Origin of the sequence: Bizionia argentinensis JUB59, assembly GCF_000224335.1 — a bacterium.
GTDB classification, from domain to species: domain Bacteria; phylum Bacteroidota; class Bacteroidia; order Flavobacteriales; family Flavobacteriaceae; genus Algorimicrobium; species Algorimicrobium argentinense.
Genome location: NZ_AFXZ01000034.1, coordinates 143,760 through 158,372, shown reverse-complemented (window position 1 = coordinate 158,372; position 14,613 = coordinate 143,760). Strand labels below are relative to the sequence as shown.

At 34.5% G+C, this 14,613-nt stretch carries 6 protein-coding genes; 4 read left to right on the top strand and 2 right to left on the bottom strand.

Annotated features, from left to right (window positions below; translation table 11 throughout):
* Positions 1-1,565 precede the first annotated feature (1,565 nt).
* Positions 1,566-2,426 (top strand): M57 family metalloprotease, encoded by an 861-nt coding sequence (locus BZARG_RS09845; protein WP_008637757.1) that lies wholly within the window; start codon positions 1,566-1,568, stop codon positions 2,424-2,426.
* Between the two features lie 754 nt (positions 2,427-3,180).
* Here the strand turns inward: BZARG_RS09845 and BZARG_RS09840 are convergent.
* Together BZARG_RS09840 and amaB are read right to left on the bottom strand one after the other, a co-directional pair.
* Complete coding sequence (locus BZARG_RS09840) at positions 3,181-3,651, bottom strand: hypothetical protein (protein WP_008637647.1); 471 nt, start codon at positions 3,649-3,651, stop codon at positions 3,181-3,183.
* A gap of 133 nt (positions 3,652-3,784) precedes the next feature.
* Positions 3,785-5,338, bottom strand: coding sequence for an L-piperidine-6-carboxylate dehydrogenase (gene amaB / locus BZARG_RS09835; RefSeq protein ID WP_008637703.1), 1,554 nt, complete (start codon positions 5,336-5,338; stop codon positions 3,785-3,787).
* A 122-nt stretch (positions 5,339-5,460) separates the two neighbouring features.
* Between amaB and BZARG_RS09830 the strand changes: the two genes are divergently transcribed.
* From BZARG_RS09830 to pbpC, 3 genes are all read left to right on the top strand, one after another.
* Complete coding sequence (locus BZARG_RS09830) at positions 5,461-6,546, top strand: isoaspartyl peptidase/L-asparaginase family protein (protein ID WP_008637826.1); 1,086 nt, start codon at positions 5,461-5,463, stop codon at positions 6,544-6,546.
* 79 nt (positions 6,547-6,625) lie between these two features.
* On the top strand, positions 6,626-12,196 hold the full coding sequence (locus BZARG_RS09825) for an alpha-2-macroglobulin family protein (RefSeq protein WP_008637800.1): 5,571 nt from the start codon (positions 6,626-6,628) through the stop codon (positions 12,194-12,196).
* Between the two features lie 62 nt (positions 12,197-12,258).
* Positions 12,259-14,610 carry a penicillin-binding protein 1C gene (gene pbpC / locus BZARG_RS09820; protein WP_008637734.1) on the top strand — a complete coding sequence of 784 codons (2,352 nt, stop codon included), beginning with the start codon at positions 12,259-12,261 and terminating at the stop codon, positions 14,608-14,610.
* Positions 14,611-14,613 lie beyond the last annotated feature (3 nt).

Here is a 14,613-nt window from a genome sequence, read left to right as displayed (position 1 = left end):
GTTTGAAGATTATATTATTTGAGAAGAAAAACCATCACTATGAAAAAATAAAATAATTTTTTTGTACAAATGTAAAACCACCTTCGGGTGGTTTTTTTATGCGTAAGTATTACGAGCTTGTGAATCCAACACTCACCACTTTAAACTACAGGGCGGAACGTAAAGAAAATGTTTAGTAAACATTTTTAGTGAACGAGCCAGCTGGCGTAAGGAGTCCCCAATATTGGGTTTTTAAACATAACAGCAACCTTTAATCGGGTTCCTGTTTTGCTTTTAACTTCTGAGCCATTTTACAAACTGAATTAAACCAAAAACTATTAATACAATTAAATTGCTAACTAAAGATGTAACCAAACCAATAACACCCATGGTCTCACTAAATGATGATGATTTATGTTTAAGTTCGATAGATTTGAAAGCTTTATCACCATATCTAGAACCATGTATATACACATTATCAGAACATAATAAACTACTCTATAAATAGAGGCACAAATGCTTCAGCAGAATCTTTTAATGTGAAAATTAAAGCGTTTAAAAATTAATTTAGAGAGGTCAAGAATATAGAATTCTTCCTTTTTAGATTGATTACTATTTTTGCTTAAACACAACATTTACGATTGATCCCTAAAACTCCTCTGCAAGTTTCAAAAAGATCTTTCCATGTTTTAACAGGATAGAAATGAAATAAGACTGCGCCTATAGAATCAATTCTTTTAATGATAATTATGTCACTTCTAACTGTTTTTCTTTTGACTATACACAAGAGCCAACCCTATTGGAACTAAAAAAAGCTGTTTTTTTCATAGCTCAAAGACTGGTAATAGGTTTAAAGTTAAAATCATTAAAGCATACACCTACTTCGTGCTACAAGACCAAATGAGTATGTCGTGTTTTCCACTCGATTTTATATCTGCAAGAGCACTCATCCAAAAGGAATAAGCTGTATTCTCCTCAAATAACAATCGAAAGACTTCTATTTTATGGTCGGTTTTTAGACCTACCGCGTCTTAATTAGTTTTATTTTTCACTTTAGAATACTCTATAAAGTCTAAAAGATAGCGCAACCATTAGTCTGTTTCTTAAATTTATTATGCTATAAAATGTTATACTGTTTATACTATTATCAAGAGCATAATCTATCTTAATTAAGAACATAAATAGCAATACGGTATTTAATTGCTTTGTAAGTGCTATTCAAGAAGCTGTAATAAACACTTTTTATTAAAATAGAACCATATCACACGAGTAACTATAAAGCTTCTGAAGAAAAATATTAAGGCCTGACTTTGTACTTTCTAAAATAATAATTTATTGATAATTATTGATTTTATCATATTAATTGATAATAATATTGAAGTTTAACTGATAATTATTAGTCTTTTTTTGAAAAAAATTAAGTATTACGTTTTTATTTCTTTTAAATCGCTTATATTTGAATAAGAAATAAATTTATTCTCTAAATTATAGTTTGTCAGTATTTTAAAAAAACTGATACAGGCAATCTATGCTAACTGTTTACGTAAACATTTTTTTATTATTAATTTTTAATCCCCTATAACAAAATGAAAAATTTAAGAACATTTACGATAGCGATTACGGTTCTATCCTTCTTTTTCCAATCCTGCCAAAAAGAGGACATTAATGAATCTCAATCAGAAAATCAAGAGATTACCAACCCTGAAACCGCAGAAGTTTCTGAAGTTATACTTCAGAAACTTGAAGACTTTTATTTAAACACAGATGGCGTAAAAAAAATAGATTTTCTATTGCCTGATGGTTCAACACAAGAAATGTATCAAGTAGAGGAAGATATTATTATGAGTGAAGAGCAAATAATGGCTTTAAACATAGGAATGGGTATAACCAGTAGAAATTATCGTACCAATAATTTGGTTTCACAAGGTAGAAACATATCAATTATCGGCTACACCGGCGGCGGCGGCCAAGGTCTTTCTAATAAAGAAAAAACAGCACTACAATGGGCTGTTGATAATTACAATAGTTTAAGTGGAGTTTCAATATCTTTCACACTTACTTTTGGAACTAATTATCAAAATAAAGATATGGTTGTATACCATAATCCTAACCAAAGTGGTGGTGGTGGATCTGCTGGATTTCCAAGTGGCGGATATCCACATAAATTTGTACAAATACATGGTTTAGAAAACTATAACACTAATGTTATAGAGCACGTTATTACCCACGAAATCGGACATTCAGTTGGATTTAGACATACGGATTGGGACACAAGAAGAAGTTGCGGTCAAAACTCCAATGAGGGTAGTGCTGGCGTTGGAGCAATAGCTATACCAGGAACTTTTTCGGGGTACAACCCAAATTCGATTATGGTAGCTTGTTTTAGCTCTAATGAGAATGGAGAGTTTGATTCAGATGATGTCATTGCTTTACAATACATGTACTAGAAGTAGTAGTAAAACAAAATTTTACAATCTTAAAAGGACGTCTATAATAGACGTCCTTTTTTTTGATTCCTTAATATCAATGTTTGAACTAGTTAAGTTTTAAGAACAATTTAGCATTGTAGTATAAGCACAATACAATAATGCTTTCATTTTTTTTTAAAGCTAATTAAAGATGAAATTGAAACATTCATAAAATTAGCGCCACAAAGGCACTAAATTTATTGATTAAAAAGGCTACTCGTCGTTAGAATTATGAGGATTTAATAGCGAAAGAATTACGAATACTTTTGATAAGTATATAGGAGGAAATCATTATCAAAATGGTTACAGATATAAACGGAAAATGATAACATTAATAGGAAATGTACAAGTAAACAGATAGAGATATTTAAAAATAACACATACAGGGTTGGGCATTAATGGACGAACTAGTTGGATTTTAATCGCCAACGCTAAAATTCATACATCCCGAAGATTAGCTCTGAACTGTTTTTTTTAATGGATTGAAATACATAAATCTCTAATTAGTTTACATAGAATATTTCAGGACTCAAATTGTTCTAAAAACCAACCGTATAGTTCACATTTTTACGAAAATAAACGAACACCATACTCATTCGAGCTATGCCCAATTAAGTAAAACCAGCAAGACTAAACATATCGAAGCGTATGCCTTTGCCTTGGCTACAAACAGATTATAAAAAATAAAAAACCAGCAAACACAACGTAAATAAAACCAATAAAATTGCTAATTCTATTTGCTATTACCATCCAACTCCTTTTGCCATTCTAACAGAACTTTCCAATTGTCTTCATAAGCCAGTTTTGCTTGTTCAGACCAAGTCCCAGGATTATAAATAGTAAATTGATCACCTCCAGAATCTAAAATTTCGCGACAAGTTTCTACACACGTTTCGGAAAGATCTTTCCACGTTTTAATATGATGATAATTCAATAGGACTGCTATTTTAGAATCAATTCCTTTGATAATAGTCAAATCATTTTCCACTACTTTTTTTCCAAAAACAGCTTGAGCTTTCGGTGCATTAAACGGAATTAAACGTTTAGATGCTTGGCACATTTTTAAATCGTTTTGAAGTTTAGCTACTTTATTCCTCCACACATCAGCACTAATAGTGTTGTTTTGTTTCTTATAGATACGTCTAGCTAGCAAATAACCTCCTAAAGCACCTACAAATATTGGAATGAATATATACCAGCTCATAATCTATTCTTTAACTCTTTTTTTAAATACCACAATAAATCACTATAAAACTACACAATAATTAAACAAAAAAAGCCGCTTTAATTCCAGTAACGGAAAAAACGGCTTCTATATTTATAATTTTAAGAGTCGATTATAAATCGAACTTAATACCTTGAGCTAATGGTAACTCATCAGAATAGTTAACCGTATTTGTTTGACGACGCATGTAGACTTTCCAAGCATCAGATCCAGACTCACGGCCTCCACCTGTTTCTTTTTCACCTCCAAAAGCACCACCAATTTCAGCACCAGATGTTCCGATGTTTACGTTAGCAATACCACAATCAGAACCAGAAAAGGATAAAAACTTTTCAGCTTCTTTCAATTCGTTTGTCATAATCGCTGATGATAAACCTTGAACCACACCATTTTGTTGATCAATAGCATTTTCGACTTCACCTGAATATTTCATTAAATATAAAACAGGTGCAAATGTTTCGTGCTGAACAATTTCATAATGGTTTTCAGCTTCAATAATAGCTGGCTTAACATAGCATCCACTTTCAAAACCTTTACCTTCAACAACGCCACCTTCTACTAATACCTTTCCGCCTTCAGCTTTTGCTTTTTCAATAGCAGCTAAATACGTATTTACAGAATCTTTATCAATTAATGGCCCTATATGATTTTTCTCATCTAATGGGTTACCAATTGTTAATTGTCCGTAGGCGCCTACAATTGCATCTCTTACCTTATCATAAACCGATTCATGTATGATTAAACGACGTGTTGATGTACATCGTTGTCCAGCCGTTCCTACAGCACCAAATACAGCACCTGGCACTACCACTTTTAAATCGGCAGTTGGCGTGATAATTATCGCGTTGTTTCCTCCTAATTCTAATAATGATTTCCCAAAACGTTCTGCAACCGTTACACCTACAATTCTTCCCATACGTGTAGATCCTGTAGCTGAAATTAATGGCACACGCTTATCAGTTGTCATCATTTCACCAACTTTATAATCGCCATTTATAATATTCGAAATACCTTCTGGTAAGTTATTATCTTTTAGAACGCCTGCAATAATATTCTGACAAGCTATAGAACATAATGGTGTTTTCTCTGAAGCTTTCCAGATACAAACATCTCCACAAACCCAAGCCAAAGCAGTATTCCATGCCCAAACAGCAACTGGAAAGTTAAATGCAGAAATAATTCCAACTACACCTAATGAATGCCATTGCTCACGCATAACGTGACCTGGACGCTCTGAAGGCATTGTTTGTCCGTTTAGTTGTCTTGATAAACCAACAGCAAAATCACAGATATCAATCATTTCCTGAACTTCACCGTAACCTTCTTGAAGTGATTTCCCCATTTCATAAGAAACAAGTTTACCTAAAGGTTCTTTTAACTCACGTAATTTATTACCAAATTGACGTACAATTTCACCACGTTGTGGCGCTGGCATAGTTCTCCAAGTTTGAAAAGCCGATGTAGCAGTTTCTATAACTTTTTCATAGTCGGCTTTAGATGTTGTTGTAACTTTTGCAATTAGCTCGCCGTTTACTGGCGAAATACTCTCAATAACATCACCACTCCCAAAACTGTTAGACCCTGTAGAAGTTCCATTATTTATATCTTTTACCCCTAAATCCTTTAAGGCTTTTTCAATTCCGAATTCTTTAGCAACTGCTTGCATAAACTTTAAGTTTTAAATTATTATACTTCCTATTTGCGAATATACTAATAAATGTCACTTTACTAAAGTGAAACGATTTAAAAAAATGTTAACTTTCAAATCTCATTTAAAAGACATTACCCATGAAAAACTCCATACTTATATTACTAATTTTAGTTTTATTTTCAACCTGTAAAAGCAAGGAAGAGCTAGAAGCAATTTCTAATAAACAACATCCTGAAGCCGTCGATAGCACCAAAATCATGGTTAATAAATTTGCCATTGTTATTCATGGTGGTGCCGGAACAATTTTAAAGAAAAATATGACTATTGAAGAAGAAACTGCTTACGAAGACAAGCTGGAGGAGGCTATTCGCGTGGGTCATAAAATTTTAAGTGAAGGTGGTTCAAGTTTAGATGCGGTTGAAAAAACAATTACTGTTTTAGAAGATTCTCCGTTATTCAATGCCGGCAAAGGTGCTGTTTTTACGAATGCTGAAACCAACGAATTAGATGCCTCTATTATGGATGGAAAAACATTAAACGCTGGTGCATCCGCAGGTACAACAACAGTAAAAAACCCTATAACTTTAGCGCGAAGTATTATGGACAACTCACCACATGTTATGCTTTCTGGTATTGGCGCCGAGCAATTTGCAACCGAAAAAGGATTAATGATGGTTGACCCTAGTTACTTTTTCACACAAAGTAGAATGAACACTTTAAAGCTAATTAAAAAACGAGAAAGACAAAATGCCGCCACTAAAGAAACAGCTTTTTATGATGCTACTATAAAAAACTCCAAGTTTGGAACCGTTGGTTGCGTTGCTCTAGATAAAAATGGAAATTTAGCGGCAGGAACCTCAACGGGGGGTATGACTAACAAACGTTGGGGACGCATTGGCGATGCACCAATTATTGGCGCAGGAACTTACGCTAATAATAATACCTGTGCGGTTTCTAGTACTGGTTGGGGTGAGTTTTTTATTCGTGCCATGGTGGCTCATGACATTTCTGCGCTTATGGATTATAAAGGTTTAACGCTACGTGAGGCTGCTCGTGAAGTTATTCAAACAAAGGTTCCTGATCTTGGTGGTGATGGTGGAATTATTGCTGTGGACAAATACGGAAATATGGTTATGGAGTTCAATACGGCCGGTATGTATCGTGCTTCTATGGATCAAGATGGTGAACTTACTGTAGGAATCTATAAAAATGAAGAAGACTAACTAATATTTTATTATTTTTACGGCTTCACACACTATTATTTATTACCCTAAAAACGCTATATTTTTTTAATTTTATCTCATGAAAAATCACCCATCTTTCTCCTCTAAAAAAATTTTAATCCTGCTCGTCATTTTTTCAGTAATCGTTTCTTGTAAAAAAGAAGATACTGAAACCGACAATATATTTAAATTTCGTGAATATATAAGTTATACCACTTCCGGTTTAAAATCGGTTGCAGATCCTATTGAGATTAGCTTAGCTAAACCTGTGGAAGGCTGGGAAATGGGTCAAGAATTACCAGATAAAATCATGGAGGTATCGCCACATACGCCCGGAAAAATTATAGTTACTAATGGACATTCCCTTCTTTTTAAACCTGACGAAAATTTAGAACCTGCCACTGAATACACAGTGACTTTAAAGTTGGATAAAATTTATGATGATATTTCTAGTGACTTCGGAAATTTCACGTTTCAGTTTAAAACCATTACACCAAGCTTTACAGTTGTTACCAATAATTTACAATCTTACAGTAAGGAATGGCAATATATGGGAGCAGTTTTACGATCGGCAGATGTTATTTCGCTAAAACAAGCCAAGCAATTGGTTGAAGCCTCCCAGAATGGTAAAAAATTATCACTTGTTTTTAATGAGTATAACGAGAAAGCCAATCTTTTCGATTTCAAAATAGATAGTATTAATAGAAAAATTGAAGATTCTAAAATTTTGGTGAAATGGCAAGGAAAAGCCATAAAAGCAGAAAATAAAGGTGAAAGTACCTTGATAATTCCAGGTGTTAATAATTTTACAATTGTAGATGTGGAAGTCATACAATCACCAGAACAATATGTATCGATTAACTTTTCAGATCCTTTAACAAAACAACAGAATTTTGATGGTTTAATCACCATTGAAAAAACTAATAATCCCAAGTTTATTGTAGATGGGAATATTTTAAAAGTATACCCAGAAAGTAAACTAGTTGGTGATATTCAAGTAAATGTTTTTCAAGGGATTTCTAATACAGACGGATTTAAGTTGAAAAAGCAGTTTTCAGAAAAAATCACTTTTGAAAACCTAAAGCCACAAGTCCGATTAATTAGTAATGGTAGCATTTTACCAAACTCACAACAATTAAAATTTAATTTTGAAGCGGTAAATTTAAGCGCCGTTGACGTTAGAATTATCAAGATTTTTGAAGATAATATTGTTCAGTTTTTACAAGAGAACAATTTGGATGGAAACAATAATTCTGGTATTAAAAGAGTAGGTCGTCGTATAGCAAAAGAAACAATTGAATTACAAACAGAGGCCGAAAATACCGGTAAGTGGCGCGCTTATAGTATTGATCTTTCAAAATATTTTGCCGCAGATCCTGGCGCTATCTATCGCGTAGAGTTAAGCTATAATATAGACTATTCTTTATATGATTGCGATTCTGACACCTCTACTAGTCCAGACGACTATGAAGATTATTATTACGAGGACGAATATGTAGAAGAAGCTTACACAGAAGATGACGATTTGCGCGAAGAAGCCTATTGGGATAACTTAATTTATAACTATAAAAGAAATACATACAATTGGCAGGAGTATGATAATCCATGTCATTTAGCCTATTATAACGAAGATCGCGTAGTAGCACAAAATTTAGTTGCTACCAATTTGGGGGTTATTGCTAAACGTGGTGAGAATAACTCCTACTTTTTTGCGGTAACCAATATTTTAAATACCAAGCCAGAAGCAAATGCTTCCGTAACACTATACAATTATCAGCAGCAAGAAATAGTGACGTCCTCTACGGATTCTGAAGGTTTACTTAACATTGATTCCGATAAATACGCCGCTTTTGCAATTGTTAAAAAAGGGAGCAATACCACCTATGTTAAACTAAATGATGGTAACTCCTTATCCTTAAGCAAATTTGATGTTTCAGGAATAAAGCTGCAACGTGGCCTTAAAGGCTATTTATATGGTGAACGTGGTGTGTGGCGCCCTGGCGACACTCTACACTTAACGTTTATGCTAAACGATAATGCTAATAACTTACCTAAAAAGCATCCTGTTAAATTAGAAATTACGGATCCAACTGGAAAATTAACTTATAAAAATATTACCGCGGATAACCTTAATAACTTTTACAAATTTACGGTTCCTACTAATACTGAAGATAAAACAGGGAGTTACAGCGCCAAAGTTTCTGTTGGTGGTGCAACGTTTCATAAGACTTTAAAAATTGAAACCGTTAAACCAAATCGACTAAAAATAATGGTCGATTTTGAAAATGAGATCCTAACAGACAACGAACCATTGGCCGGAACGTTAGATGTAAAATGGCTTCATGGCGCACCAGGTAAAAACTTAAAAGCTGAAATTAAAGCGAAAATAAGCAGCTCAAATACGGGTTTCAAAAACTATAAAGATTATGAGTTCTCCGATCCTACTCGCGAATTTGAAACCGAGGAAACAACAGTTTTTGAAGGGAATGTAGACGATGAAGGACTTGCCAGAATTAATAACCTGCTTAAAGTTGGCAACAATGCGCCAGGCATGCTAAATGTTCAGTTTTTAGTGCGTGCTTTTGAAAACGGCGGTGATTTTTCCATGGATGCATTCACCATGCCTTACGCGCCTTACGAATCTTTTGTAGGATTACGTTCGCCAGAACCTAAAGCCTATGGATCTTTTTTTACCGATGAAAACCAAACTTTTGATGTGGTCGTAGTTAATAAAGACGGCAAACCTATTCAGCGTAACAATTTAGAAGTAAAAATCTATAAGATTGAATGGCGTTGGTGGTGGAATGCCTCTTACGATAATTTATCAGGATATGTTTCTAGTAATTATCACAGACCATATTTAGATAGTAAAGTAAATACGGATGCTCAAGGCAAAGGCAGTTTCAATTTAAACATTCCTGAAGATGAAGGTGGTCGTTATTTAATTCGTGTTATAGATCCAGTAAGTGGTCATGCCACAGGAAGAACTGCTTATTTTTATAGAAACTGGTGGCAAAAAGCACCGACTAGCGATAAAGAAGCAGCGAAAATGTTGGTGTTTTCGGCAGATAAAGAAACTTATAATGTAGGTGAAACTGCCACTATAACCTTTAATTCTGGCGATAAAGGTCGCGCATTAGTAAGTGTTGAAAATGGTACAGAGGTATTGCAAACTAAATGGGAAAAAACCAAGCCAGGTGAAACTATTGTCAATATTTTGATAACGCCAGAAATGGCGCCAAATGTTTTTATTAATATTTCGCTATTACAGCCGCATGCCATTACCGCTAACGATTTACCAATTCGACTCTTTGGCGTCATTCCACTTATGGTAGAGGATCCAAATACCATACTCGAACCTCAATTAAAAATGCCTGATGTCTTGAAGCCAGAACAGGAATTTGAAGTAAACATTTCAGAAAAAAATAAAAAAGCCATGACTTATACCATTGCTATGGTGGAAGAAGGCTTGTTAGATTTAACACGTTTTAAAACCCCAAATGCTTGGGATGAATTTTATGCTCGTGAAGCTTTAGGCGTAAAAACCTGGGATGTTTTTGATGATGTTATCGGTGCATTTTCTGGTAGTATAGATCAAGTTTTCGCCATTGGTGGTGATGCTAATGCTGCAGCCGGTAAAAACAAAAAAGCAAATCGCTTTAAACCAGTTGTTACTTATTTAGGCCCTTTTAAATTGAAAGCCGGCCAAAACCGATCACATACGATTAAATTACCTAATTATATTGGTGCTGTTCGTACCATGGTAGTTGCTGGAGATGCGAAAAATGAAGCATATGGTAGTGTTGATAAATCTGTTGAGGTTAAAAAGCCATTAATGGTTTTAGCATCACTTCCAAGAAAGTTAAGTCCAGGCGAAAAAGTCACCTTACCAGTCACTGTTTTTGCAATGGAAAAGAAAGTCAGAAATGTTGAAATCAGTTTAAAATTAAGCAAAGGTATTTCAGTAGTTGGTAATAACAAGCAAAATATAAGTTTTGATAAACCAGATGAACAAATGCTTTATTTTGAATTGGATGTGAGTCAAGCAAAAGGTTTTAATACTATTGAAGTTATTGCTTCTGGGAACGGAGAAAAATCGACGTATAAAGTAGAAATCGACGTAGTTAATCCGAATCCAATTTCATCAAAATCTCTAGATAAATCGGTTGCTGCTAATGCAGAAGAAACATTAAGTTTTGAAACTTTTGGAGAAATAGGTACAAATTCCGCTACTGTAGAGTTTTCAACCTTACCTCCTATGGATTTCACACGTCGATTACAGTTTTTAATTCAATATCCACATGGCTGCTTGGAACAAACTACATCTGGATTGTTTCCACAGTTATATTTGAATGATATTTTCGATTTAACACTGGATAAAAAACAAGATATTCAGAAAAATCTTGAACGCGGTATTAAACGATTGGCACAATTTCAATTACCAAGTGGCGGAATGAGCTATTGGTTAGGCGAAAATTCTATCAACGATTGGTCTACTAGTTTTGCTGGTCATTTTATGATAGAAGCTGAGAAGAAAGGCTATGTTTTGCCTTTAACATTTAAGAGCAATTGGTTGTCTTACCAAAAACAGGCTGCTCGAGAATGGCGTCCAAGCTACAGAACGTATAATTCAGATTTAGCACAAGCTTACAGATTATATACTTTAGCATTAGCGGGAAGTGCAGATTTAGCTGCTATGAACCGTTTAAAAGAGTTTAGTGAAATTTCTAATGAAGCTAAATGGCGTTTGGCAGCAGCTTATGCTTTAGCAGGACAAAATGAGGCGAGTCAAGCTATTTCTAAAACTGCTAATATTAATTTCCAACCACCTAAATATAACAATTATACTTACGGTTCGGTAGACAGAAACCGCGCAATGGCATTGGAAACCATGGTACTTACTAAAAACCCACAACAACGTGCATTGGCAGAAGATTTAGCTAAAGATTTAACTAGTAATCGTTGGATGAGTACGCAAACAACGGCTTACAGCTTATTAGCCATGGCAAAAATGGTGGAAGCCAACGGTGGAAAAGAACTGAATTTGGAATATTCTATTAATGGAAAATCTGAAACTATTAAATCAAAAAGTGCGATTGCGCAACGTGATTTACCAATTGTAAATGGCAGTAATCAACTGACTTTTTCAAATAAAAAAGACAATTTAGTTTATGTAAGAGTCTTGAATTCTGGAAAATTACCACTTGGACAAGAGCTCGTTGAACAGCGTGGTTTGAGTGCTTCTGTGATTTACAAAGATTTGAAGGGTAATAAAATTAACATTTCAAATTTAAAACAAGGACAAGATTTTATAGCAACAATCAACATCAGCAACCTAAAAAATCAAGATGTAAACGATATTGCTTTAACACAACTATTCTCGTCTGGTTGGGAGATTATAAACACCCGATTTACGGATTTTGGCGAATCAACAACCAGTCAAGCACGTTACACTGATATTCGTGATAATGAGGTGAATTTCTATTTCGATTTATCGAAAAAAGGAAAACAAGATAGTAAAACCTTTAATATCATGCTAAACGCGTCCTTTTTAGGAACCTATTATTTACCAGGAATTCAAGCAGAAGCCATGTACGATAATGAGTATTTAGTACGTAGTAAAGGGCAATGGATTACCATTGAAAAATAAAATTCCTGCGCAGGCAGGAATCTCATTAAACAAAAAGATCCCTGCCTACGCAGGGATTTAACATGAACAATTTCACAACCTACATAAAAGCAAATAAAATAAAATCGGCAATCGTATTAATCCTACTAATTGTCTATTATTTTTGTTTACCAAATCAGTTATTTACAGATCCGACGGCAACGGTAATAACCAGTAAAAAAAATCGCCTTTTAGGTGCTCAAATTGCAAATGATGGTCAATGGCGCTTTCCACAAAACGATACTATTCCTGAAAAATTTAAAACCTGTATTATTGAATTTGAAGATGCCTATTTTTACAAACATCCAGGTTTTAATCCCATTTCTATTTTTAAAGCGTTCCGTGATAATTTAAAATCTAGCGGTATAAAACGTGGCGGTAGCACCATTACACAACAGGTTATTCGCTTATCTAGAAAAGGACAAAATAGGACCTATTTTGAAAAAGTTATCGAAATTATTTTAGCCACGCGGTTAGAATTGCGAGACAGTAAAGATCAGATTTTATCTTACTATAGCAGCAATGCTCCTTTTGGTGGTAATGTTGTAGGATTAGATGCAGCGTCTTGGCGATATTACTATCGTGACGCATCTCAATTATCATGGGCAGAAAGCGCAACACTTGCTGTTTTACCAAATGCCCCGAGTCTAATTTATCCTGGAAAAAACCAAGAGCAATTACTAAAAAAACGGGATCGTTTACTTCAAAAGCTATTGGACAATGAAATTATCGATTCACTAACCTATAAACTTTCTATTGCCGAAGGTTTACCTCAAAAACCCTACGCCTTACCGCAGACAGCTCCGCATCTATTGCAAAAGGTAGCAAAAACCCATTCAGGGAAACGCATTCAGACAACTGTTGATAATAACTTACAAGAACGGGTGAACCAGGTTGTAAAAACGCATTATAACCAACTGAAACAAAATGACGTTCACAATGCAGCCGTATTAGTTTTAGATGTTAAAACACGTCAGGTTATGGCTTATGTTGGTAATGCACCCACAGATAAATTACATGAAAAAGATGTGGATATTATTGATAAAGCGCGCAGTCCAGGTAGTATATTAAAACCTTTTCTATATACAGCCATGTTGGATGCTGGCGATATGCTAGCCAATACATTAGTCGCTGATGTTCCCACCCAATATGGAAGTTATAACCCTGAAAACTACAACAAAAATTATGATGGCGCTGTTCCTGCCAGTCAGGCATTATCACGTTCTTTAAACGTACCATCTGTTAGAATGCTTCAAGAGTTTGGACTGGACAGGTTTTATCAGTATTTGAAAAAGTTACACCTTAAAGATTTATCCGAGTCTGCAAATCATTACGGATTATCATTGATTTTAGGTGGTGCAGAAAGTAATTTATGGGATTTATGTAAAAGCTACGCTGCAATGTCTTCTACATTAAATCATTTTTCTGAAAACTCTAGTACGTATTTTAAAAATGAGTTTTGTGAACCCACTTTTATTAATTCAGAAACAATTGACTTCGGAAAAAAAACAAGTGAAAAAACACTTTTTGATGCGGCTTCTATTTACTTAACCTACGAGAGTTTAAAAGAGGTTAACCGTCCAGAAGGTGATGATAATTGGGAGTTTTATGATGGTTCAAAACAGATAGCTTGGAAAACAGGAACCAGCTTTGGTTTTCGTGACGCTTGGGCTATTGGAACAACCAAAGATTTTGTTGTGGGTGTTTGGGTTGGAAATGCCGATGGCGAAGGCAGACCAGGATTAGTTGGTGTGCAAACAGCTGCACCTATTTTATTTGACGTGTTTAATTTGTTACCAAATTCCGATTGGTTTGCAAAGCCTTTTGATGAAATGCGTGAAATCAGTATTTGTAAAAAAAGTGGCCATCGGGCGTCACCAAATTGTGATATTGTAGAACAAAAATTTGTTCAAATTTCAGGGTTAAAAACGAAGGCTTGTCCATATCATATTTTAATTCACCTGGATGCTTCGGAGCAATATCAAGTCAATTCTTCCTGTGAAGATATATCCAATATAAAACATAAATCGTGGTTTGTTTTGCCGCCCTTAATGGGGTTTTACTACAAAACAAAGAATCCGTTTTACAAAGCTTTGCCGCCATTTAGAGAAGATTGCTTGGGTAGCAATGCCGCTTCTATGCAATTTATTTACCCTAATGATAATAACACTATTTTTCTTCCCAAAGATTTTGATGGGAAAATTAACGACCTTATTTTAAAAATAGCCCATTCCAAACCTGAAACAACTGTATTTTGGTATTTAAATGATCAATTTTTAGGAAGCACGCAGGATATTCATGAATTTGCTATTATTCCGAAAAAAGGTAAACATTTAATTACAGTTGTGGATACGTTTGGAAATGAAGACAAACGTTGGATGACTATTTCAGAATAAAAA

Bases quoted from the DNA above. Each gene is read 5' to 3' on its own strand.
- pbpC (WP_008637734.1), top strand. From the start codon at position 12,259: ATGAACAATTTCACAACCTACATAAAAGCAAATAAAATAAAATCGGCA.
- amaB (WP_008637703.1), bottom strand. From the start codon at position 5,338: ATGCAAGCAGTTGCTAAAGAATTCGGAATTGAAAAAGCCTTAAAGGAT.
- BZARG_RS09840 (WP_008637647.1), bottom strand. From the start codon at position 3,651: ATGAGCTGGTATATATTCATTCCAATATTTGTAGGTGCTTTAGGAGGT.
- BZARG_RS09845 (WP_008637757.1), top strand. From the start codon at position 1,566: ATGAAAAATTTAAGAACATTTACGATAGCGATTACGGTTCTATCCTTC.
- BZARG_RS09825 (WP_008637800.1), top strand. From the start codon at position 6,626: ATGAAAAATCACCCATCTTTCTCCTCTAAAAAAATTTTAATCCTGCTC.
- BZARG_RS09830 (WP_008637826.1), top strand. From the start codon at position 5,461: ATGAAAAACTCCATACTTATATTACTAATTTTAGTTTTATTTTCAACC.